Annotated in this window: 18 protein-coding genes; 3 read left to right on the plus strand and 15 right to left on the minus strand. The window is 32.4% G+C overall.

Annotated elements, in window-relative coordinates:
• Window positions 1-3: 3 nt before the first annotated feature.
• From ACJRPK_RS06880 to ACJRPK_RS06910, 7 genes are read right to left on the minus strand one after another with little or no spacing between them, the layout of a single operon-like run.
• The gene (locus ACJRPK_RS06880; RefSeq protein ID WP_407139197.1) at window positions 4-1,491 is read right to left on the minus strand and encodes an AMP-binding protein; all 1,488 of its coding nucleotides are present in this window, start codon (window positions 1,489-1,491) and stop codon (window positions 4-6) included.
• A 12-nt stretch (window positions 1,492-1,503) separates the two neighbouring features.
• A complete protein-coding gene (locus ACJRPK_RS06885; protein WP_407139198.1) occupies window positions 1,504-2,601 on the minus strand; it encodes a hypothetical protein in 1,098 nt (365 codons plus the stop codon).
• Between the two features lie 21 nt (window positions 2,602-2,622).
• On the minus strand, window positions 2,623-3,237 hold the full coding sequence (locus ACJRPK_RS06890; protein WP_407139199.1) for a formyltransferase family protein: 615 nt from the start codon (window positions 3,235-3,237) through the stop codon (window positions 2,623-2,625).
• Window positions 3,215-3,847, minus strand: a complete 633-nt coding sequence (locus tag ACJRPK_RS06895) for a sugar transferase (RefSeq protein ID WP_407139200.1) — start codon at window positions 3,845-3,847, stop codon at window positions 3,215-3,217. Before ACJRPK_RS06895 ends, ACJRPK_RS06890 begins: the two co-directional genes overlap by 23 nt.
• On the minus strand, window positions 3,834-5,174 hold the full coding sequence (locus ACJRPK_RS06900) for a CoF synthetase (protein ID WP_407139201.1): 1,341 nt from the start codon (window positions 5,172-5,174) through the stop codon (window positions 3,834-3,836). Before ACJRPK_RS06900 ends, ACJRPK_RS06895 begins: the two co-directional genes overlap by 14 nt.
• Window position 5,175: 1 nt before the next feature.
• A complete protein-coding gene (locus tag ACJRPK_RS06905; RefSeq protein WP_407139203.1) occupies window positions 5,176-6,234 on the minus strand; it encodes a sugar-transfer associated ATP-grasp domain-containing protein in 1,059 nt (352 codons plus the stop codon).
• A 26-nt stretch (window positions 6,235-6,260) separates the two neighbouring features.
• A complete protein-coding gene (locus tag ACJRPK_RS06910) occupies window positions 6,261-7,412 on the minus strand; it encodes a glycosyltransferase family 4 protein (RefSeq protein WP_407139204.1) in 1,152 nt (383 codons plus the stop codon).
• Window positions 7,413-7,785: 373 nt separating this feature from the next.
• Between ACJRPK_RS06910 and ACJRPK_RS06915 the strand changes: the two genes are divergently transcribed.
• The 3 genes from ACJRPK_RS06915 to ACJRPK_RS06925 all read left to right on the plus strand — a co-directional run bounded on the left by ACJRPK_RS06915 (window position 7,786) and on the right by ACJRPK_RS06925 (window position 14,500).
• Window positions 7,786-9,774 (plus strand): right-handed parallel beta-helix repeat-containing protein, encoded by a 1,989-nt coding sequence (locus ACJRPK_RS06915; protein WP_407139205.1) that lies wholly within the window; start codon window positions 7,786-7,788, stop codon window positions 9,772-9,774.
• 352 nt (window positions 9,775-10,126) lie between these two features.
• Window positions 10,127-12,094 carry a hypothetical protein gene (locus ACJRPK_RS06920; protein ID WP_407139206.1) on the plus strand — a complete coding sequence of 656 codons (1,968 nt, stop codon included), beginning with the start codon at window positions 10,127-10,129 and terminating at the stop codon, window positions 12,092-12,094.
• Between the two features lie 375 nt (window positions 12,095-12,469).
• Entirely contained in the window at window positions 12,470-14,500 is a 2,031-nt protein-coding gene (locus ACJRPK_RS06925) for a right-handed parallel beta-helix repeat-containing protein (protein ID WP_407139207.1), read from the plus strand.
• Between the two features lie 501 nt (window positions 14,501-15,001).
• Here the strand turns inward: ACJRPK_RS06925 and ACJRPK_RS06930 are convergent.
• From ACJRPK_RS06930 to ACJRPK_RS06965, 8 genes are read right to left on the minus strand one after another with little or no spacing between them, the layout of a single operon-like run.
• Entirely contained in the window at window positions 15,002-16,075 is a 1,074-nt protein-coding gene (locus ACJRPK_RS06930; RefSeq protein WP_407139208.1) for an acyltransferase family protein, read from the minus strand.
• A 52-nt stretch (window positions 16,076-16,127) separates the two neighbouring features.
• A complete protein-coding gene (locus tag ACJRPK_RS06935; RefSeq protein ID WP_407139209.1) occupies window positions 16,128-17,117 on the minus strand; it encodes a glycosyltransferase family 2 protein in 990 nt (329 codons plus the stop codon).
• A gap of 6 nt (window positions 17,118-17,123) precedes the next feature.
• On the minus strand, window positions 17,124-18,218 hold the full coding sequence (locus ACJRPK_RS06940) for an EpsG family protein (RefSeq protein WP_407139210.1): 1,095 nt from the start codon (window positions 18,216-18,218) through the stop codon (window positions 17,124-17,126).
• 36 nt (window positions 18,219-18,254) lie between these two features.
• The gene (locus ACJRPK_RS06945; RefSeq protein ID WP_407139211.1) at window positions 18,255-19,475 is read right to left on the minus strand and encodes a glycosyltransferase; all 1,221 of its coding nucleotides are present in this window, start codon (window positions 19,473-19,475) and stop codon (window positions 18,255-18,257) included.
• A 1-nt stretch (window position 19,476) separates the two neighbouring features.
• Window positions 19,477-20,577 (minus strand): glycosyltransferase family 4 protein, encoded by a 1,101-nt coding sequence (locus tag ACJRPK_RS06950; protein WP_407139212.1) that lies wholly within the window; start codon window positions 20,575-20,577, stop codon window positions 19,477-19,479.
• A gap of 3 nt (window positions 20,578-20,580) precedes the next feature.
• Entirely contained in the window at window positions 20,581-21,696 is a 1,116-nt protein-coding gene (locus ACJRPK_RS06955) for a polysaccharide pyruvyl transferase family protein (protein ID WP_407139213.1), read from the minus strand.
• Window positions 21,697-21,706: 10 nt separating this feature from the next.
• Window positions 21,707-22,912, minus strand: a complete 1,206-nt coding sequence (locus tag ACJRPK_RS06960) for a glycosyltransferase (RefSeq protein WP_407139214.1) — start codon at window positions 22,910-22,912, stop codon at window positions 21,707-21,709.
• Window positions 22,902-23,540 carry a CatB-related O-acetyltransferase gene (locus ACJRPK_RS06965; RefSeq protein WP_407139215.1) on the minus strand — a complete coding sequence of 213 codons (639 nt, stop codon included), beginning with the start codon at window positions 23,538-23,540 and terminating at the stop codon, window positions 22,902-22,904. The genes ACJRPK_RS06960 and ACJRPK_RS06965 overlap by 11 nt, the downstream gene beginning before the upstream one ends.
• Between the last annotated feature and the right edge of the window lies 1 nt (window position 23,541).

Consider the following 23,541-nt stretch of genomic DNA (forward strand, 5'->3'; position numbering starts at 1 on the left):
CAACTATTCAAAAAATTCTCTTACTATTTTTCTATCAACTTTACCGTTTGCATTTAGTGGAAATGCTGCGGTAAAAATTATTTTGGTCGGAATCATATAATCGGGCAACCTCTTCTTTAATTCATTGATAATCATTTTTGAGTCAAATTGATTCCCTTCGATTACCAATCCAATTTCTGTGTTTTTCAGATTATTCAAAAAATCTATTGCCATCAGATTTGAACCACTGGTTATTTCTTTTGCATGAAATTCTATTTCTGACAATTCAACTCGATATCCTCTAATCTTTACTTGAAAGTCTTTTCTTCCAACAAACATAATATATCCTTCTTGATCCTGTATACAAAGGTCTCCAGTTTTGTAAAAGGTTAACATTTTTCCATTCAGTTCTTTTGTAAAAAAAGATTGTTCATTTTTGTTTGGATTATTCCAATAGCCAGAAGTTAATTGTGCTCCTGCTAAACAAAGCTCACCAGTAGTACCTAAAGGAACTATTTCTTCTAGATGATTACATATAATAGCTACAACTCCGTCAAGTGGTTTACCTAAAGAGATAACGCCATTGACTGTTCTGTGTTCGGGATTATCATTGAACGCATAATAGGAAGTAGTTACCGTAAACTCTGTGGGTCCGTACGAATTATAGAGGGTCGCATTGGGAACACACTTCTCCCAGTCGGTAGCAATCGTCTCATCCAGAGGTGCTGCTCCAAAACAGCAGTATCGTACATCAACAGCATTAATTTCTGAAAAATAAGGCTTGAGATAGTGAATAACTGAGGGCACCATAACCAAGTAAGTCAACTTTTTTTCAATAATTAGCTTATAAATATAAAAGTACTTGATTTGATCTTTTGGTATTGTATATAAACAAGCTCCATATAGCAAGGGATATAGTGTAGTTACCACAGAAAAATCAAAAGTAAGCTCAAACATTTGCAGGCACTTGTCGGTGGTTTGAATTTGGTGCTCTTTTTGGGTATCCATTGCTGTAAATAATGCAGTCAAATTTTGAAATGTAATGGGAACCCCTTTTGGCACCCCGGTCGAACCAGAAGTAAATAAAATATAAGCCAAACGTTCCTCATCAAAAGATGTGGGATCCAAATCTAAAATTTCTTTCCTAGCCCCAGATGTGCATATAGTCTCAAAAATATCTAGATTAAATCCTACTTCAGAATTTAAAATAGTTGTACAATTAGTCTCGTTAAGAATATATCGAATACGGTCTGCCGGAGTATGTTCGCTTATAGGAATATATGCCTTGCCCTCTAACCACAATGCAAAAATCGAGGCGTAGGTCTCTATATCATCATTTGCCACAATTGCAACGTTATTTCGTGTCTCGCTAAATCCGCTTTTGATTCTATCTCGAACACCCGAAATTACCTGAGCAAATTGATTATATGTATAGTACTGATCGCGAATACAAAAAGATTTCTTTGCAGCATTATTTTGCAAACTTTCTAAAAATCTGGATAGTATATTCATAAGAAATTTAAACTATAAGTAATGTCCATCATGATCCTGAACAACAAAAGGACTTAAGTCAAGAGCCACTTGATTATGCTTTAGCGCATATAACTTTCTCTCATCAATAAATGTTGTTGTTAAACGTTCTTTAATAGCCGCAGCTAACATTTCATTTTCAGTATATAACATTGAAGTTCCTACACTATAAAAATTTTCTATTAAAGCTCCAAAACACTCTTCAAAGCATCCATCAAACGGAATAAAATACTTGACGTTATATTCTTTATTTCTTACCAAAACGGATATAAATCCCAAAAGTTTGTTTTTATTCTTAACTGTGTAGCTCAAATTAAAAATTTTATTGGCTGCGCTGGCAATCAAACAGTGATAAGGGTATTTGTTAGCTACAGGTGCTCTCTGATATTGACTATTACTTATTTGCCAATTAATTAATTCTTTTGTTTTAGGAACCAAATCCTTGGTCAAATAAGGTGCTAGTGTAGACCATAATTCGTTATCAAGGCTGGATATATAATCATATTTGAGAGGCTCTATGGTTTCCTTTATTTTTCTCAAATTGAAAAATGCTGTGACCGACTTAGAGAAAGTATCTACCCAAGAAAGAATCGTTCGAAACTTTTTTAGTATAGGAAACTTCATTATAACTAAATCGGGATCCAGACTAAAGATAAAATAATATCGATATCGCTCTGCAAACGTTGCAAATGGCTGTTTTTGATAATACCCTTCTACCTCTTTGCCCAAGAATTTTATGACCACCTGATTACCAACTGATTTAAGAGCCTCGTTCATGGTATAAGTAGCTAAAATAGAATCCTTATAATCATGAGCTATCCACCAGCGATAGCACCAGGATACTTTAGCGGTATTACCATTCGCATCTTGTACGTAATCCGGCACCAATGCTACGTATGATATCAGCCTATGGTCACTGTACGCTAATACGGCAAGAACATCCTCCTCCTCTGCTCTACTATTTTGTACTAACCATGCTGCTTTAGCTGGAGTAAACGGTATGTCAATATTGTTTTGCAAAAAGGAACCATCTACTACGGCTAGACTAATATCTTTTTTAGTTAATTTTTTTATGGAAATATTTTCACTCATAAAATTATGTAGAAGTTCATTTTAAGCAGAAGTGCGTTCCGATTGGTTATACTCATTTTCAACTAGATAAATTGATCTTTTTATTAAGGCTAATCCCTCAATACTAAATTTTGGATATAAACTCTCAAACGTATCTCCTGAAGAAATGCTAATTGCGGTTTGGTCTATAATTGTTCCTCCATCCAATTCTTTATTTACATAATGCGTAGTAATTCCGGTAATCTTTACTCCGTAAGCTAATGCATCCTGAATCGCCGTTTTAGTCCCTTTAAAGCTTGGTAATAAGGAAGGATGAATATTTAAAATTTTATTTTCAAAAGTGCTCAACATAGGTTCTTTTACTATGTATCTATAATTTAGTAAAAAGATAAAATCTATGTCGAACTCCTTTAGTTTTTCACAAATTTCTATTTGATAAGCTTCTGAGTTTTTAAAACGTTTTTTTTCAATGCGAAGCGTTCTAATTCCTGCTTCCTTAGCGAATTCTGCTGCTCCGCAAGGTTCAGCTTCATAAATTAGTAGAGCAATGGAATGATTGCCAAGTTTATTATTCTTGTATTCTTTGATTAAATCATAAGCATTTTTGCCCCAACCGGTCGTCAAAATTGCCCAATTATGCGCTTTTACGTTCTTCATCTAAATCTTTTATTACAGTATTAGGGTCTACAGCTATGTCCTTGGATGTGATCACATTCTCAATCGTTTTTATCAGAATTTTAAAATCTAATGAGGGAGAGATCGATTCAACGTATTTTATATCTGCTGATAATCTTGCATCCCAACTCAATAAATTGCGTCCTGTAACTTGTGCCAACCCAGTAATACCGGGTAAGACGCTGTGGCGTTTCTTTTCATTTTCCGTATAAAATGGCAAATAGCGTATCAGTAATGGTCTGGGACCAATGAAGCTCATTTCTCCTCTCACTACATTGATCAACTGCGGTAATTCATCTATAGAAGTTTTTCTGATAACACGACCGATACCTGTAAGTCGATCTTTATCCGGAAGCAACCGACCTCTTTCGTCCTTACGATCGTTCATGGTTTTAAATTTGATTATCCTGAAAATACGTTCATTTTTGCCAGGTCTTGACTGAGTAAAGAAAGGGTTCGATGAGGTTACTATCCATAACAATAATGCAACTACAAATAATAATGGAAAAAGGATTATAAGCAAAAGTAACGCGAAGAACAAATCCAAAAAACGTTTAAAATATCGTCTGTACACCTCCTTATTTTTTCTCATATATATTACCTATTCTATGCTGTGATGACAGCCTTTCATTCACCATCATACGCATTTTACCTGATGCAAGTAAGGGAATTTCATCAACATACACTACTGTGATGTCCGCATCTGCTCCTAAATATTTCTTAAATTCTTCAACGAACTCTTTTTCACGATAAAATGTTCCTTTTATGTTTATTTTGAACTGATATGTACCTTCTTTCTTCTGTATTAGTTGGCATTGTTTAATTTCTAAATACTTATTTACTATGAGAACTAAGTTATGAGTAATTAATCTTCCTGAAGTGTCAGTCAAAACATCGATTTGGCGTCCATAAACCGTAGAAAACACCTTTCGCCCTTCTTGGATTGAAAACGAACCCAAATCACCAGTATCATATCTAATTAAGGGCATTGCATAATTAAATAAATCAGTAATCACTATTCTTCCGACTTCACCAACATTAACAGAATTATTAGAATTCAATTCCAGAATTTCTACAAAATAACTTGCTTCGTTAATTATATAATGGTCGTGATTACCTAATGGTTGCTGAGCGATAATTCCATTTTCTATATTAGAATATCTTGATAGAAGTTCTACTGAAAAGTTCTGTGAGAATTTCTTTTTGGTTAACGGATTTAAACTTTCTGATATAGCTATTGCAGATTCTATAGATAAGCCTTCGGTAGAAAAATCCTCAGGAAAGGATGCTACCAATGTATCAAAAGCAGAAGCATATCCTAAAAAGCTGACTGTTTTATGCTTAGTTTTAATTGTTTGTAACAATCCAACAATCTCTTCTTTCTTACTCAATGAAAAAACGTCTACCGGAATTAAATTCTGCATTAATTTTTGACTCCACTTAGGTTGTTTAAAGGCTTCCCAAAATCTGAAATAATACAAAGGAGTACCCATACGATATCCTGCCAGAGAAGAGAAATAGAGTGTGTCCATTTGATTACGTTGCACTTTTTGAGCATCCTGAACAATTTTTAATGGTGTTCCTGTGGATCCGCTTGTAGTTACGGTTCTCTTCTGTTTAAAATCACTTTTAGAAATAAACGCAGCATAATTATCTCTAAGGGTATTCTTATCTATGATTTTAAAATCAAGAATATTTTTATAATTTCTAAAATCCTTGTAGTAGTTAGTAGTTTTAATCGCGTGTTGAAGGATATTACTCAACTTTTCAGATTTATAGTTATCTGCATCCACAGAATTTGGATTAGATAATACAAACTCAATTTCTGATAAGAATTTTCTTTTAACTCCTCCATTTAATGTATCCAGAGTCCAAAAGGAACTATTCCTTAATCCACTAAATAAATTTAATATTCTCATCTTATGTCTTCGTTAAAATTTCAGAAAACAAGGGATGTTTTAAATAACCTCCGTAAGCTATATCCGGCCCGATCATAGAGTTATTATCATTACCTTCAATTGCTACCGGACCATCAGGAGTAATAGCGATATCCCATCCTATCAATTTATCTGGAATTAGTCTTACCAGTTCCTCAATAAGGATACAACTTTGTTCAAAAAAAGGGATTTTAAAGCCCTGAAATAGCTTACCAGAATCAGGGTGAGATGTCATAGATGAACCCCCATGTTGCATTAATTGAAAGCTATGTTTCATCAAAATTCCTTTTTCGATATCAATCGGCACATAAATCCCTCCCGCAGAACTATTATCAACAAAAGCACCTCCGGTACCAAATCGCATAAATGCAGATAGGATGTGGACCTTATCATTGTCATCTAAATAACTATCAAAACGAATAGAATTTATACTTTTAGAATATATATCATTAATTCTCTTATGTTGCGCAATACAATCTTGAAAAATAAAACATCTTTCAAATAAAATATTAGTTAAGAAGCTGATATTGCTCTCAATAAAATTCTTATCAAGGATATGACAGTGACTTCCTCCCATATCATCGATTGGCTTCATGAAAATAGAATGCTTTTTAGATCTTGATAGCAATGTGTTCAAAAAAAAATTGACATCCATTCGTACTTGATCTACTTGAGTTGAATCATCACTGAAAACATAGAATTTTCTTTTGAAATTGTAACCGATAATCTTTATGATTGAGGTATTAAAATGTTTTAAATAGTTATAAAATATAAGTTTATTTCTTAATAACGGTTTAAATACAGGATTATGAAGCACTTTTGATAAAGTGATTAAATCAACTTCTTTACTGGAAAGGAATTGGTTGTAATTGTTAACCCCCTTGCGATACAGATATTTTCCAAAATAGAAAAAGGGAAATTCTCTTTTGTTGATTCCAAAATGAATTGCTTCAAAAATTAATTGAATAAAGGGCTTCTTGTCTGTGTCCCGCAGAACTACATCGAATCGTTTATAATATTGATTAAATTTTTTGAGAATCATTTTTCAAATCATCACGTATTAAAATGCTAGGTTAATAAGGTTTTATATTCATTCAATAAAGATTTCCAGACAGCTTTGCGTTCGTACAGTTCCATTATCCTGGGTCTTGCTCCAATTGCAAGTTGCTGTGCTAAATTTTGATTCTGAGCCAATTCCCGCATTGCATTATAAAGACTATCGGCGTCTTTAACAGGAATTATCAGTCCATTTTCTCTATCAGATATAATTTCGTTACAACCATTGATATTTGTTACAATACTTGACATTCCCATCGCACTTGCCTGCATTACTACATTAGGGAAGCCTTCTCGATAACTTGGGAAAGTTAAAACGTCTGCTATAGAGAAATAAGGTCGTACATCATTTTGCCATCCGACATTAATAATATTTGGATTAGTTTCAATTTCTTTTTCAGTTTCGGGCAATACAGGATCAAGTTCTTTTTCATATCTCCCTAAGAGTAGAAGTTTTGTGTTAGAATTTTCATTATTGATTCTTTTAAAAGCAGTGATTAATTCATTTATACCTTTATCTCTAACCCATCGACCTACAAAAATGTAAATGAAATCCGTTTCATCAATTCCTAAAGATTTTTTTAACTCCTCTTTATCTTGTAACGAAAATAATGCCGGGTCAAAATGTGAGGTATCTATACCATTTGAGCTTCCATTACCAATTACTTTCAATTTATCTCGTGTCGTATAATTGTTATCTACAATGATATCATACAACCCGAATGAATTAGGATATATCTTTGTCGCACATGAATAGGTTATGCGTTCTACAAAATCCAAAACACTTCTTTTTACACCTGTGGCTTCCAATAAAGGCATTCCTGCTATTGTATGTAATCGATTAGGGACGCCCGCTAATTTTGCTGCAAGCATCGATAATGTCCCTGCCTTTGGCGTATGACTATGAACTATATCAGGTTTTTCCTCTTTAAAGATTTTATACAAATGATACACCGCTTTTAAATCTTTAATAGGTGTTATCTTTCTGGTCATTTCTACAGGAATAACTTCTATTCCTTCTTCTTGTGAAACTTCTGCTAATTTACCATCACCATTACTCGAAATTCCAATTACTTTCATATGGTTGGTCATAAAATTAAGTTGTCCTTTCAGTAAGCCTCCTAAAGAAATAGGGACGGTAGTAACTCTTATAATTTTTTTCATAAAGTATTTTGTAGAAAATGTAGATGTCTCTGTGGAAATATTCCACACAAAGATAAATCTATTAGCAACGAATAGCTTCCAAAAAAAATCCTAAAAAAATAAATATTTCGTACCATAGCCGACGATAAAATTCATAATTCCTTTAAAACTAGTGCTTCGTTAAGGAAAAATTCAGAAAATTTTAGAAAATATTAACATGAGTATGCCAGTTTTTAGGTTATGGCATTACCTTTGTTTGACCTTTTAACGTATAAAACGTGTATTTGATCGATAACTTTAACAATATTTTCTTTTTTCTTAACACGTATTATAAAAGTTTTAACTTAATATTGTCTTAATCAAATTATTAACCCCAAGTTTAAATGTTTGCCCAATGAAAAATTTACCTTATTACCTACTTGTGTTTTCTTTTATTTTTATATCATGCAGTAACGAAAGTATCGATGAAGTTGTAATAGCACAAAATGAAAAAGATTTAGAAGTTCCTAAAGAGGATGAAAGTGAAGAGGCATACGATGCTACTGCTCCGTGCGACTTTTCCCTAAATGATGTTTCCGAGAACACGGTGGTAACAATTAACTGTATTTTAGACTTAAATGGAGAAACCATTACGTTACCGTCCAATGTAACCTTAGATTTTGATGGTGGTGATATTAAAAATGGAAGTATTGAATTTTTAAATGGAACCATCGATAGTAGATTACTTAGCAATGAGTTAGCAGTTATCGGCGATTACAAATTAAAAGATGATATGTTTTATTTTATTCCTTCACGTTGGGGTATAATTCAAGGGGAGGTATCTGATGAAATAGCAGCAGAGAATAAGGAAATAATTCAAACTTCTATAGATAAAGCTAGTAAATTACAGGCCAATACCTTTATCATAAATAAGATGGACGCCTATTTTAAAGTTGGTGATCCTACCGGACGAATTGTTCCGGAAAATGCAGCCATCAGTTTGCCGGCAAATTTCACTCTCAAAATGTCGAGCGAGACGCACTTACGTGTACAACCAAACAATTACAAAAAGCATACTCTTATGTCTGTTACCGGGGGTAATGATAATGTGGTAATCGATGGTGGTAATTTACATGGTGACAGAGATGAGCACGATTACTCAATAGCAGGTTCTCATGAATGGGGTCATATTCTTCAAATTAAAGGAACCTCAAACACCACCGTTACAGGTGTAACTTTTAGGGATGCCACTGGTGATGGTTTAAATGTTTCCGGTATATACCACTACTTTGACGAAAGACATATCCCATCACAACAGATTTTGATTACTAACAATAAATTTTATAATTGTAGAAGAATAAATCTTTCAATAACCTCTGGTAATAATATTACTGTGGAAAACAACACGTTTGTTGATGGTGGTATTGACACTGATAAATCTAAAGGAGCCGCTCCACGTTGTAATTTTAACATAGAGTCTTTTAGAAGATGGGAAGGAGAATTTGGAGGTACTCTAAAGGAATACGAAAAAGTAACACATGTATATGTTAGAAATAACATTCAGAAAGGAAGAGGTCGATTTTTAACACATCATAGTGACGGTCCTGTTATATATGAAGGGAACGAAATGGAATCAGCGATCTCTTTTCAATATGCCAATGGAGTCCAAATAAAAAACAACATATTCAATGCAAATGCTGAAAGTGCCGAAAACGGTAACGCAATTACCGCTGGTGTTGCTAATACAACAGCGCACCCCTTAGTATTTGGGAATGAAGTTTTTGGAAACGAAATTTACGGATACCATACAGGAATAAATACAGGTGGAAAAGATGTCAAGATATATGATAATCACATCGAGGCGAGAACTAGTGGTATTGCTATAGGTTATGGAAGTGGTGAAGGATTGATTAATTCTTCTATAACTAACAACACTATCAAAACAGATCAATACGGTATCAGAGCTAGAAAGCTTTTGAAAAACGTTGATATATCAGGAAATACTGTAACTGCTGCAACAAACCCTTTGCATATAAGCAATATTAATCAAAACCCTGATGAGGCTTCAGCGACCTTCACGCTTTCTAATAACATTTTGCGTGGAGCTAATCAAAACAACACGTATAGCTCTAAACTTTCAATCCTAAATAATGTTAACGGAGTTAATTTGAATCGAAATGTTGTAATTGGTGGTTTTAGCATTGAGGGATCAAAAAACATAAGCGCAATAGATAATGAAATTGAATCTACAAGTACTGATGGTTTTAGATTTCGAGAAACAGCTACAACACATTCCAATTTTTCGGAAAACTCTTTTAACCTTAATTCTAACTTCGAGTGCTTTAATTTTGAGATCACTCGTAATAATACAATAGAAATTAGCAGCAGTAATAGATGTAACTAGAACATCTTTTTTAAACAGATTATCATTACAACAGATATAGATACTATTGAATTTAATACTATCAAAGTCTGTTGTAATGTCTAAAAAAACTCATCCTACAGCTATCTATAAAAAGTATGCCCGTAAGTAGCTGATTTAATCATCCTACACAGTTAAACCTAATAAGCTTTTTTACAGTGTTTTGAAAGAAACCAATTAATGAGCTTAAGACTTTTGTGCAAGAATATTTACAAACACAAACTCAACAAATCGCTCACTATAGTTAGAAGAAATTTTTCTGACTGTATTGGTGATACAGTGTATAGCACACTCAAAAATAAAACCGAATTATAATCCCAAATTTTTAAAACAAATGAAATTATCATTTTTAATTTATCTTAATTTATTCTTATCAATTTTTCTAATATCCTGTGAAAAGGAAAATATCAATGAAGAGGCAACTGCTGCCAATGTTACAGAACTTAATTACACTGCGAGAAATTCATCTTTTTGTAAATTTAACTTAAATGGAGTTCAAGCCAATGCTAGAATAGGTCTAACCTGTGTTATAGATTTAAATGGTGATAATCTTAAACTACCACCCAATGTAGAATTGAGGTATAGTGGCGGAAGTATTACCAATGGAACTCTTACCCTCGACGGTGGAATTATCGATAGTAGACTGATGAACAAGAATCTCACTATCAAAGGTGATTTTATGCTTAGAGACAATAAATTTATATTACATCCGTCTCAATGGGATTTTGTTGAAGGTAGAGTTTCTCAAGCGTCAGCTAAAACTAATAAAGAAACTTTGCAGGATTTAATAGACGATGCAAAATCGTACGGTGCTACAAGATTTGAAATAGACAGTTTTGATGCATATTTCGAAATAGGTGATCCTACAGGTCGCGTTGTTCCAGAAAATGCAGCAATAAAGTTACCTTCAAATTTTACCTTGAAGATGACTAATAATACACATTTACGTGTTCAGCCCAATAATTATAAAAAGCACACTTTATTATCAATTACCGGTGGTAATGACAATGTAGTGATAGAAGGTGGAAATCTTTATGGAGACAGAGATGAGCATGATTATAGTAGTGGCGGAACTCATGAATGGGGACATATTTTACAAGTTAAGGGTACTTCAAATTCTACAATAAAGGGTGTTACCTTCAGAAATGCTACAGGTGATGGCTTAAACATCTCGGGAATTTATCATTACTTCGATCAAAGACATATTGCTTCTCAACAAATTTTAGTTAAAAACAACAAATTTTATAATTGTAGAAGAATTAACATGTCGATTACTTCTGGAAATCATATTACGGTTGAAAACAATACATTTGTTGATGGGGGTATCGATACCGATAAATCAAAGGGTGCTGCTCCAAGATGTAATTTTAATATTGAATCCTTCAGAAGATGGGAGAACGGAGTTGTTGGAAGCACGCTAAAAGAATACGAAAAAGTGAGCCATGTGTATGTAAGAAATAATACGCAAAAAGGTAGAGGAAGATTCTTAACACATCATGGTGATGGTCCGATTATTTATGAAGGAAACAACATGGAAAGTGCAATATCTTTTCAATATGCAAATGGTGTAGAAATAAAAAATAATACATTTAAAGGTAGTCAGGCTAGCACTGCGAATGGAAATGCGATCACTGCCGGAGTTGCAAACACGACCGAACATCCACTTGTTTTCGGAAATAAAGTTTATGGAAATCAAATATCAGGGTACATGACAGGAATCAATGTCGGAGGTCATGATGTAAAGATCTATAACAACGTTATTAGTGCGAGCAACGGAATGGTAATTGGAGATGGTCGTGGAGATGGACTTATCAAGGCAGTAATTAATAACAATACGATTAACGCCGACAAATATGGTATCAGAGCTAGAAAATTATTAAAGGATGTTACCATTAAGGATAACATTGTGAATGCAAACTCTCTTCCACTTTACCTAGTTGATATAAACAAAAATGCTGGTCAGGAAAATGCTAAATTAATTGTGACTAACAATACCTTAAGAGGAAAATTAAGTAATACTACATATCCTTCCAAGAAATCTAAAATTGGAAATTCTAACGGAATTGATTTTAAATTAAATAAGGTTAATGGAGGTATTGAAGTAGTAGGATCAAGAAATCTACTAATCAATACTAATACTTTCAGTTCCCAAAACATGCATGGTGTTAGATTTCTAACAACTACTACCATAAACTCAAGAATTACAGACAATAAATTCAATTTGAGTAGTAACTTTGAATGTATTAAAAAAGATGTAACACTTAATAGTTCAGTTGTTATGTCAAACAACAGCTGTAATTAGAAAAATCAAATTTTATATTGAAATCCGATTCTTTACTAGAATCGGATTTTTTTTGTCATTTTATTTCAAATGTGGGGAATCCTGTGGAACAATCTGGGGAAATTTTCGTCAATTCTTAAAAATTCTTAAATTCTAAGAATGGCAAATCACCTCCTGAGCTATCGATTTCATAAAGAATTAACAAATTATTTGAAATTACTACACCGTATGTAACTTTTTTGATCGAAAAAAAGTGATTCATATTCCCGGATAAATAATTTTTAACGTGGCATTAACTTTGCTAATTCTTTGTTGTTGGATTTTTTAAGAAAACTTTGATTCTTCTTTTATCTAACATAATCACACAAATCTTTCAAAATTTAAATTTTTTCTAAAATGAAAAGACTATCCAGATTATTTACCTTAAATTTTTTACTCTTAATTCTATTAATATCCTGTCAAAAGGAAGAAATCGAAGATAGCTTTGATGAAAGCGTTCTTGAAAATATTTCAGAAACTAATTCTATAGTTAGAAGTACTACTGTTTGTAGGTTTACACTAGCAGGTCTCCAACCAAACGCTTCGATTGGTTTGAGTTGTATTCTAGATTTAAAGGATGAAACCTTAAACTTACCTCCCAACGTGAAAATTAAATATCTAGGAGGAAGTTTCATTAATGGAACGATTAATGTCTCAGGTGGAGAAATAGACAGCCGCTTAATGACCTCTACCGCACGCCTTACAGGTACTTACACTCTTACACATCAGGAAGATGTTGTAGAGGACACACCTGCTACTAACAATGAAGGAAGAGTGTTTGATCCAAATGCTGAAGGGATTGTACAAGGTGTAGTTTCAGATGCTGTAGCTCGTGAAAACAAAAAAATCCTTCAAGAATTTATAGATAAAGCCGCTAGAGAAAATGTTACTGTGGTGAGCTTAAATGCCATTGATGCCTATTTTAAAATAGATGACCCTTCTGGTAGAATTACAGCTGAGAATATGGCGATAACTTTACCATCTAATTTTAAACTAAAGATGGGGGAAAACACACATCTCCGTATGCAACCAAATAACTATAAAAAAACGGCCTTGATTTCAATTACTAATGGAAATAGTGATGTTACAATAGAGGGAGGGAATCTATATGGAGATAGAGACAAGCACAACTATAGTGGTGGAGGCACCCACGAATGGGGACATATCATTAGAATAAAAGGTGCGAGTGACGTACTTATCAAAGGTGTCCGATTTGAACAAGCTACTGGAGATGCTTTGCATATTTCTGAACTTTATCACGCTTTTGATTCAAGACACATTGAGAGTAGTAATATTCGTATTGTAGACAATTCTTTCTTAAGAAGTAGAAGAATAAACTTAACTATTGTATCGGGAAATAATGTTACCATTGAAAATAATACTTTTGTTGATGGAGGAATTGATACAAGATACTCTAAAGGAACTGCACCGCGAGCGAATATTAACCTTGAACCTCACAGAGAGTGGAACAACGGAATCGTTGGAGGTACTTTAAGAGAATATCAAAAAGTTCACCACATTTACATTCGTAACAATACGCAGATCGGAAGAGGTGATTTTTATGCTTCGCATGGTGATGGCCCGATAGTGATTGAGGGTAATAAAATGGAGGCTACTATTTCTTTCTCTGTAGCCAATGGAGTAAGAATAGCAAATAATACGTTTGAGGCTAGTGATGCCGAAGCAGCTAATGGGAATGCAATCACGGCTGGTGTTGCATACGCCACTGAACATCCTCTAGTATTTGACAATGAAGTTTACGGTAATACAATTACCGGCTATCATACTGGTATAAATGCAGGAGGGCAAAATACTAAAATATACGAAAACTATATTGAAGGATACAACGGAATCGTTTTGTCTAGCGGTAGAGGAATTGGATTACATAATACTACTATTAGTAATAATACTATAAAAGTTACTAAATACGGTATTTCTGCTAGAAAATCATTGGACAAAGTATACATTACCAATAATACAATAGAATCAGAATCTGGTCCTTTAGTCTTAAGTGGTATCAACATTGACGCAGGACAATCAAATCAAAAATTATATGTTAAAAATAATGTTTTGAGAGGTAAACGAAATGGTAGTGCGTATGGCTTTGAAAAGAATACTATCTCGAATTCAAATGGAATAGTTCTTGAGCAAAACAATATCAACGGAGGCTTTGAGATTAATGGCTCAAATAAATTGGATATAGTCAACAACAAAATTTATTCAGAAAAGACACATGGTATTCGTTTTATAAGTAAGGCTACGACTAACTCTAAGATCAAGGATAATGATATTACAATTAATGGTAGTCAATATAGTAGAATACAATGTATCAAAGAGGATGTTAACTTAAATTCTTCAGTTGCTTTTACAAACAACTCATGTAATTAATAAAACATCTTTTGAGAATATAAACTAACGTATTCTAACAATATTCATTGCTTGAATGATGATAATAAAACCTGTGAAACTTTGAAGTTTCACAGGTTTTTTTGTAAAAGAATTTAAATTCCTGACGTCTAAAATATTTTCTTATAAAGTAACACTACTATATTTCTTTTTATAATAGAAACTGATACGTCACAAGGTCAATGGAATTCTCAAAACCGGATATGAGGTAATTATGATAACTTACCGAGGTAAAAGTTATCTAAACTACGGCTCATTTCGGACTAAAATGTTCTAACAAAAACTCTAAATTAAAGTCCTAAGAAAAATAATTTGTGAGTTGGAATATGCTACATATCATATAAAGCCATACATTATTTCACATTACAAATAAAAGGTCTTTAAAAACATTAGCATACAACCCAAGCTGATGTAGTGTTTCTACTAACACTTTTCCTTACACAAGGGTTCTAAAAAAGCAACAAAAAAGACTAGCTAGAATTACTATTTTTTTTTCGACGGTAATAATACTATAAGTTTGTCTGTGTGTGATTTTAAAAACTTACTAACCGGTATCTCGATAAGTTTATTTATGTAAAAAGCTAGAAGTAACATTAAGGATGAGATCAAAAAGAAGAGTAAATACTTGTTTACGTATTCATCTAATTGGTTAAAAAGAATAAAACCTATATTTTGATGTATTAAATATAATGGATACGTCAAAACTCCAAATTTTAACAGTTTAGGAGAGTTTATAGAATTCAGCTTTTCCCTGCTAATCAAATACATAATAATAAAAAAGACACTAATTATTACACTAATAATATAAGGAGAAAAAGAAGTGTTATATAAAGTCTCTAAACTCGTAATGCTGGTAATTCTATAATATACTGAGAGTACTAAACAAAGAATTAAAGGCAATATAAATTTGTTTTTTTTATCGCTTTTATAGAGCTCATGAAAAAATATGCCAGCAATGAAATATGAACTCCACTTAAATATTAAAAAGAAATTTGCAATTTTGAAAAAATAAAACTCTTCCAAAAAAATGTTGGCAAAACTCGCAGTTAGCCAGAGATAAGCAAATACTGTGATGTTAAATTTTCGAAACTTCAGCAAGACTAAATAAAATGCAATCAAAATATAAAATTTGATCTCAACCAGCAGTGTCCAATACACTTCGTCTATATTTTCAATATTGATAAAATATTGAAACATTGTAAGATTCGCTAAATACTCTTTTATGGTAACTTGATGTTGTAAAGAAGAACCTGCTAAAACCATAACCAAAAAAGTACAGGTAACGCAAAACCAATAAGCCGGATATAAACGAATAAATCTTGATTGTAGAAATGAAGTTATAGAACGCTTTTTTATAGAAAGGCTTATTACAAAACCACTTATGATGAAAAAAACATCTACTCCTAAATAACCGTATTTGAAATATTCGTCAATTTCTTCAAAATTTATATCTGTTATATAATTGGCAGAAGGACCACTAAAAAGATAATGGTAAAGTAACACGCTTAAGGCAGCTATAAACCTTAACAAATCTATTTGATAAATTCTTTTCTTCATATTCATCATGCATTGGTTTCAAGAGAAGCTTTAAAATATTCACAGGTTATTCTCAGATAGACATCACTTTTCTTATTGCTCCGGCTATTCTAAATAATGCAAAATTTTTCAAAAACAGCTTCCTAAAGAAATCTTTTTTCTTAATCGCAACGGGAAAATCATTGTAAAAAACATTTTCGGCTATTAATCTATCTCTATAATTCAACACCTCTGAAAAAGCATATCGATGCTTGAACATCATGTAAAACGCATTGATATTAATCATTGTAAATCGCTCTTTAAAAAAAGCTTCAATAGCCTGCGTAGGATTTTCTATTTCATCATAAAAGTTTTTAATATTCTTTAGTATTTTAATATAATCACTTAAATACTTATCCTTTTTACTTCTATCATTATTTCTAGTAATAGAGTTTGTAGTTTGCAAAAATTCTGTGCAAATTTTTTCTATGGCTAAAACTTGCTTAGCGTAATAGAACGCTCTTGTATTGAACTCAAAGTCTTCTCCGTAAATTTTTTCTAAAAAACGAAGTTCATGACGATTCAAAAAATCTACATTGTATAATTTATTGCACGCAGAGCCAGAATATTTAATATTGTTGTAATAGTCAATACCAGTTGTTATGTTTCCTTCAGAATGTTTGGATACTGCACCTACAACGTGGCCTTGTTCAGAAACTAAATTTGCACCAAACTCTAGGATGTCAAGATCCTCTGTAGTAAGTATAGAAATTAAATCCCGTAACGAATTCTCAATTAGCCAATCGTCAGCATCTAAGAATAGAATATAATCACCTGTAGCATTATCGATCCCAGTATTTCTGGCGCCACCTAAACCTTTATTTTTTTGAGAAATAATTTTGATAAAATTATATTTCTGAGCTAGGGAATTGGCTACTTCAAGACTGTCATCAGGAGACTCATCGTTTACCATAATGACTTCGACACTTCCGTTATCCACATTCTGATTTACTACAGAATTTATACATTTATGTAGATATTGTGACACATTATACATCGGTATAATAATTGTAATTGTTTTCATAAAATTTTATTTTCCAGCGTAGTAGACAAAATACATTAAGTAAGTAAAGGCAAAATAGAACAGTACAACCCTCCCAATAATTACATGATGCTTTACAAAAAAATGTTTTTTAAGAAATGGGTAAATTATAATAATGGCCATAAGAAACCATGATAAGTACGCAAATCGATTAGAAAAATTAGCTCTAATAACTAATATCCAAAATGCATTTGCTACCAAATATGTGTTGAATAGTTGGATATACAGACTATCCTTAAACCCTTTTTTAAATATAAAATACCATCCGGTAAAAACTGCAAATGCACTATAGAATAAAAAGTCAAATCTAAAGCTAGTTCGACCTCCCAGTTCGGTTGAAGTTAGATAATTCTCTAAGCGATCGTCCGCAAAACCAAGACTTGTAAATAGCGTTTCCCACATTCCGCCAAAGGCAAGCGATAAAGGGATAGCTACAAGCCATCCTACGATATAATATTTAGGTTTATTATAAAAGATTGTAAGAGAATAGGCCAAAATCGGCAATAATAAAGTTTGGTGAAAAAGACTACACAGCGCAAATAATGAGAACATTATAAATTTTCTGTCGTGATATGTAATAGCCAATAGAAAAACTGAAGTTGCGATACCATTTCGTATGCCATTTACACCGTACGGCCAAAATGAAAACGAGACTATAAGCATTAGAAAAGAATAGTACCAATACTCTTTAAAAAGTACCTTGGATATTCGATACATTGGATAAATATACATAGCTGCACACAATAGAAAAAAGCCATGGATTGGTAAAAAACCAGAAGTAAATTTCATAAAAAAATGAAAGAAAGCATCCTTCTCCACAACAACCTCGCCACCAATCGCATAGTATTCAAAATATCTGGCATAGGTAATCATGTCAATAAAGTATGCCCCACTAACTGGGCGAAGTCCTATATAAAAAATCGAAAAAAACAGTAAAATATAGCCTGTTATTTGAGTATATCTTAGATTAACTGTATCGTCCACTCTCATCAAAACACTATGCAATAAGGTAAGAACAACCACAAGTAGCATCAAATTGATGTACAATGAAAAATAATATTCTAAAGGGACAAAATCTATCATCAAATAAGTGCTAGAGCAAAATTATAATTAATAAAATTATTTAATGGGTTGAAGATACCTGTTAGACACTACTTCCAAATCAAATTTTTGGATTAATTCAAATCTATGTTTTTTTAGATTTTGTTTAAAATCTGAAGTCTTCAAAACTGATTTTAAAGCTTCAGAAAGATACTTCTCTTCCTCTAAGAATTCCTCAGATTCAGGGATCCCTAAATCACCCTTAAATAAATTGGGAGAAACTATTCCCGATGCTACCTCAATATTTGAATCAACTGTTGTAATATTTGTCAGGCTCATAAGTTCAGTGATTCCTCGTGTGCAAAAGGAGGATACAACGGGGGTTCCAACTCCTATGGACTCAACAATAACATTTGGTGTACCCTCATAGTGCGATGATAATGCCAATACATTTGATTGTTTCAAATAGTTGTAAGGATTATTTTTTCTTCCCAAAAAAATAACAGAATTTTCCATGCCATATTTTGAAAGTAACGACCTCACATAATTCTCAACTTTTTTATCACCGTCACCAATAAAGACAAGTTTTGTTTCGGGATATTCTTTCAACACCAAATAAAACGCTTTAATTAAATGCCACGGAGATTTCTGAATACAAATTCTTCCTATGAATAATACCACTGGATTATTGAAAATATCGACCTCATTTTTATCAGTTATTGGTAAATCTGATAATCTATTAATTTCTTCAAAATTGTGAGGATTATATATAACCTCTAGTTTTTCAACAAACTTAAAATTGCAATTATCAATAAGATCTGTTTTAATATCCTTACTTATACAAACTACTTTATCTAAATTTTTATATGATGTTCGATAACTTTTTTTGAAAATCGTATTAAAAAACGACTTATTCGCAAACTCTACACTCTTAAGTGCGTGTATGGACCCTACTTTAAATTCATTCGTAAAGGTTAATGAACTAAATAAATTAGCCATATCACCGAAGGCAATAGAATGCGTGATCCTTTCTTTTTTAATAAGTTTAGCCAATCGTATTGGAGCTTCAAAATAAAATTGAATACGTTGTAATTTGGACATTTCAGAAAAATCTTTATTACTCAAAAAGAACTCATCATTACCCTCATGGTCAAAATGAATAATATCACTTTCTAATTTAATAAACTTAACAGCCTTTACCTGATATCCATTATCTTTATAGAATCGATAAAAAGAGTAGGCCAACCTTTCCATACCCCCAACACTTCCATAAGGCATCAGCAATAATATTCTCTTCATCTTACAATTTTGTTAAATTTTTAAACAACAAATCCCACTGAGCCACAATTTTTTCAACCTCATAATTATTGGCAGTCTTACGAGCATTTGATCCAAAACGATTTCTAAGTTCTTCATCTACAATAAGCTCTATTAATCGCTTAGCATATCCTTCTATATCTCCTTCCTTTATCAAAAAACCGTTATGCAAATTTTCAATTATATCCCTGGGACCACAAGGACAATCAAATGCGATACAAGGTAGTCCTAAGGCCATAGCTTCAATAAGCACCATCCCAAAGCCTTCTGATCTGGATGTCATCGCATATATTGAAGCCTCCTGATACTTCTCTTCAATATCTTTAACAGGTGCATAAAAATTTACATACTCACATATATTTAGCTGTTCTGCTAATTTGTAATGCTTTTTTTTTGAATCCACTTTACCGTAAATATCTAGGGTCCAGTTGGGGTGCTGATTTATGACTTTTTTCCAAATCTGCAATAAAAGGTCATAACCCTTTTGATAACCATGATTACCTACAGTTATCACTTTAAGATTCTTTAGGCTGCTTTGTTTCTCAAGATAAAAAGACAAAGGGTTGGGTATGACTTTAATATTTTTCAAGCACCACTCAGATAGATTATACTGTGTAAGTACCACAAATGCATCATAACTTTTAGCTCCAAAATCCATTAGTTTTTCAACTGCAGATATTTTAATTTTATCAAAAAAAGAGGGATCTTTTTTGTTTTTAAATATCATCTTGGATGCGTGTCTTTCGTATATCATAGGACACTTATATCTTAGCACCTTAGGCACAAAGAATCCTTTTAAGCCATCATCGCAAACAGAAATTAAGTCAGGTTGTATTTTAGAAATACAAACATTTAATTTCTTTATATAGTTAAGAATATAGGTTATACTATTTCCCTCAACTTCTAGATCGTGCAACTTAATTCTATCGCTGAAGTGATAGAAAATACTCGCATTTTTTTGATTTAATGTTATGATGTGAATTTCGTAGTTTAAAGCCTCTGTTAGATAATTCGCTTTGATCGAAAGTACACGCTCCAGTCCTCCTGCTCCACAAATCTGATTGGTTAAATAAACTACTTTCATCTTCTAATTCTTATCAGCTAAAGCGAGTGTCAAAAAATGCTTGGACTTCTCAATAAGGCCATTAAGCTTAACTTTACTCTTTGTATAGTCTACCAAAGAATTATCAAACTTCTTCATTTGCTCTTCACTCTCTATTAACAATTCAGGTAGATCGATAGATTTTAAAAGATCTCTCATCCTAGTGTTGATTTTATACATTCGATTGAACACCACAAATTTCTTTTCAAATAGTATTGAAAAAGCAACCGCATGAAAAGAATTTGAAATGACAAATTCTGCGTTCTTGACCAGTGTTAAAAATTTAGATGGACCATCCAGAAAATAATTTTTATCTGCATACGTAATGTTCTCATTAACTGTAATTATGTCATAGCCAAACTTATCCTTAAGATTAAATGCCATGTCCTTAATCAATGGATTAGAATCAAAATCGTAAATAAATACATAGCTACACTTGTTTTCTGGAGTTTCCATTAAGTCATTCCACACATTTTTATCTAATAAGAAAACCGGATCTAATACCTGAGTAACATCGTGAAAACCTAATGATTTCAAAATATCTACCCCCGAACTTTCTCTTACAGAAATACTATCTAAACGAGAAACTTTTTCTTTGACAAAATCCGTCAACTCAGGAGCCAATTTCTCTATTGCAAAACTTGCTGCATATGATATTTTACGTTTGCCGTCCGGCACAAAATCTAAATAAAAAGCAGGATCCTTTCCATTTTGGAAAAAGGAGTTCCAAATTTGATCACTACCACAAATATAGGTGTCCGCCACAGGAACATCATTCAGTAATTCTTGATTCGAATAATAGGTTTTTTCTGTAGATTTAATATACTTCATAGAAAAAGCATCAAAACTACGTTTACGCTTAAGATTTTTTAGTCTAGTAGGAAATTTTACTGCTAGATAAGCTATCTTGAGTAAGATATTTTTTGCGTATTTATCATTTGAAACCTTAAGAAAATCAAAGTGTCCTCCTAAATAATCTGGTTTATAACTAATCGTCTCAACATCATGTCCTAATTCTTGTAAATATTTAAGGAGCGCGTATTCTTGAAGACTAGCCCCGTGATTATATACTTCATGACAAGTTATCGTTTTAATTTTCATTCTTTAGAATTTAAGAATCTAATATTGCTTCTATTTTCAATATTTCGGATTCATTACTTATTTCTTCTTTTTTTAAATTTGCAACAAGTCGATCTTTTAAAGCAACATCTTTGAGCAAGCGTTCAATATTATTTGCTACTGATATAGCATTCATATCTGAAATTAATCCATTATGACCGTCAACCAGTTGATCGTAGATAATATCAAAATTTGTTGTTACAATAGGTTTACCCAAAATTCGTGCTTCAGCAACAGCTAAACCAAAACCTTCAAATCTTGAAGTTTGACAATAAATATTACAATTTTTCATAAATGGATAAGGATTGGGATACGTTCCTAAAAACTCAAAATGAGTAGCAACTTGCATCTTTATTGCCAATTGTTTCAATTCTTCCTCCAGACCTCCTTCACCAATTACATACCATTTAAAATTGATACCTCTATCCTTTAATAGACTTGCTGCCTTTATTGCAATATCATACCCTTTGAGAGCTACCAGCCTACCAATAGTTAATATTTTGATGCCATCAAAATTGTAATTATTACTTGCATCTTCCTCCGCCATTTTGTTTATCATTTGACTTGACAGAATATCATAAATTGTAGTAGTTCGATCTTCAAACTCAGAGAATATCTCAATATATACTTCTTTTGCTATTTTAGAAACACAAACTATTTTGTCAAAGTTTTTATAATACTTGTAATCCAAGGATGGAGCGTACCTTGCGAGATGATAGTTCGTATTAATCCAACATGCTTTTGTTGAGGCTTCTACTTTTGAACTTACAAAATACGTAGGTAAGCCTTGACTATACGCTATCGCACTATCATATTTTTTTTTTGCATTTGAAAACCCAATCCTTGTGATGTACCAATTAACTTGTGCTGGATGAATTTTCAGTTTTGGAAATAATATTTTTAAAACTTTTAAAAGTCGTAAAGAAATACTTGCCAAAATTCTCAGTATGCTAAACAGAAATTTTTGTTTACTATTAAAGTTTCTATTCCCGTTTACATAATAAGGGTAACCGGAAGGATCAATTCTATTAACATATTCCGGAACCAGGTTTTCGTATAGACCTCCCCTTTTAAAAGTCAATAAATCTATAGTGTACTTATTTTGGTTTAAGAGATTCAACGCCGTAACCAAGCTTTTTTCTGCACCTCCGGAATTTAAGGAGTCAATGACAAAAAGAACATGTTTTTTACTTTCCATATTTTTTTATAAAATTCTCGGTATTTTGATAAAAATCCATAGCACGTTCCTTAACAGTTTTATCATTCCAATTCCACCAAGCTATGGCATTAAGCTGCTTAATAACTGAATCATTATGTTTTTGTTTAATCGGTTTTGCCGGATTACCTCCAACAATCATAAAATCATCGACACTCTTAGTAACAATAGAATTTGCTGCAATCGTTACACCATTTCCTATAGATACTCCAGGCATAATGATACTATTCATACCTATCCAGACATCATTGCCAATACTTATGCCCTGCCTTTGTTTTATAGTATCAAGAAAAAGTTTTTTATTGATATTCCCGGGTAACACAGAATCATCTTTATAATGATTATTAATAATAGGAAATGAAGTGATTTTTGAGGCTTTATGAAAGCCTTCATCCATTATAAAACGAACATTATTAGCGATACTACAATAATTACCAATTATAAGTGGAGCGTTAGTCCATCTCCATACGAGAGCCCCATTGTCGTATGTTCTATTGCCTAACTTACAAAAGCGGTCCTTCTTCAAAAAAATATAGTCATGGATTTGTAGCGCATGCTTATAATCTATACCTAAGATTCTCCATAAAAAATGTCTTATCTTCTGTATCATA

The sequence above is a fragment of the Aquimarina sp. 2-A2 genome, from assembly GCF_045505135.1.
GTDB classification, from domain to species: Bacteria; Bacteroidota; Bacteroidia; order Flavobacteriales; family Flavobacteriaceae; genus Aquimarina; species Aquimarina intermedia.

Coding starts and splice junctions, on each gene's coding strand:
- ACJRPK_RS06880 (WP_407139197.1), bottom strand. CDS start 1,491: ATGAATATACTATCCAGATTTTTAGAAAGTTTGCAAAATAATGCTGCA.
- ACJRPK_RS06885 (WP_407139198.1), bottom strand. CDS start 2,601: ATGAGTGAAAATATTTCCATAAAAAAATTAACTAAAAAAGATATTAGT.
- ACJRPK_RS06890 (WP_407139199.1), bottom strand. CDS start 3,237: ATGAAGAACGTAAAAGCGCATAATTGGGCAATTTTGACGACCGGTTGG.
- ACJRPK_RS06895 (WP_407139200.1), bottom strand. CDS start 3,847: ATGAGAAAAAATAAGGAGGTGTACAGACGATATTTTAAACGTTTTTTG.
- ACJRPK_RS06900 (WP_407139201.1), bottom strand. CDS start 5,174: ATGAGAATATTAAATTTATTTAGTGGATTAAGGAATAGTTCCTTTTGG.
- ACJRPK_RS06905 (WP_407139203.1), bottom strand. CDS start 6,234: ATGATTCTCAAAAAATTTAATCAATATTATAAACGATTCGATGTAGTT.
- ACJRPK_RS06910 (WP_407139204.1), bottom strand. CDS start 7,412: ATGAAAAAAATTATAAGAGTTACTACCGTCCCTATTTCTTTAGGAGGC.
- ACJRPK_RS06915 (WP_407139205.1), top strand. CDS start 7,786: ATGAAAAATTTACCTTATTACCTACTTGTGTTTTCTTTTATTTTTATA.
- ACJRPK_RS06920 (WP_407139206.1), top strand. CDS start 10,127: ATGAAATTATCATTTTTAATTTATCTTAATTTATTCTTATCAATTTTT.
- ACJRPK_RS06925 (WP_407139207.1), top strand. CDS start 12,470: ATGAAAAGACTATCCAGATTATTTACCTTAAATTTTTTACTCTTAATT.
- ACJRPK_RS06930 (WP_407139208.1), bottom strand. CDS start 16,075: ATGAAGAAAAGAATTTATCAAATAGATTTGTTAAGGTTTATAGCTGCC.
- ACJRPK_RS06935 (WP_407139209.1), bottom strand. CDS start 17,117: ATGAAAACAATTACAATTATTATACCGATGTATAATGTGTCACAATAT.
- ACJRPK_RS06940 (WP_407139210.1), bottom strand. CDS start 18,218: ATGATAGATTTTGTCCCTTTAGAATATTATTTTTCATTGTACATCAAT.
- ACJRPK_RS06945 (WP_407139211.1), bottom strand. CDS start 19,475: ATGAAGAGAATATTATTGCTGATGCCTTATGGAAGTGTTGGGGGTATG.
- ACJRPK_RS06950 (WP_407139212.1), bottom strand. CDS start 20,577: ATGAAAGTAGTTTATTTAACCAATCAGATTTGTGGAGCAGGAGGACTG.
- ACJRPK_RS06955 (WP_407139213.1), bottom strand. CDS start 21,696: ATGAAAATTAAAACGATAACTTGTCATGAAGTATATAATCACGGGGCT.
- ACJRPK_RS06960 (WP_407139214.1), bottom strand. CDS start 22,912: ATGGAAAGTAAAAAACATGTTCTTTTTGTCATTGACTCCTTAAATTCC.
- ACJRPK_RS06965 (WP_407139215.1), bottom strand. CDS start 23,540: ATGATACAGAAGATAAGACATTTTTTATGGAGAATCTTAGGTATAGAT.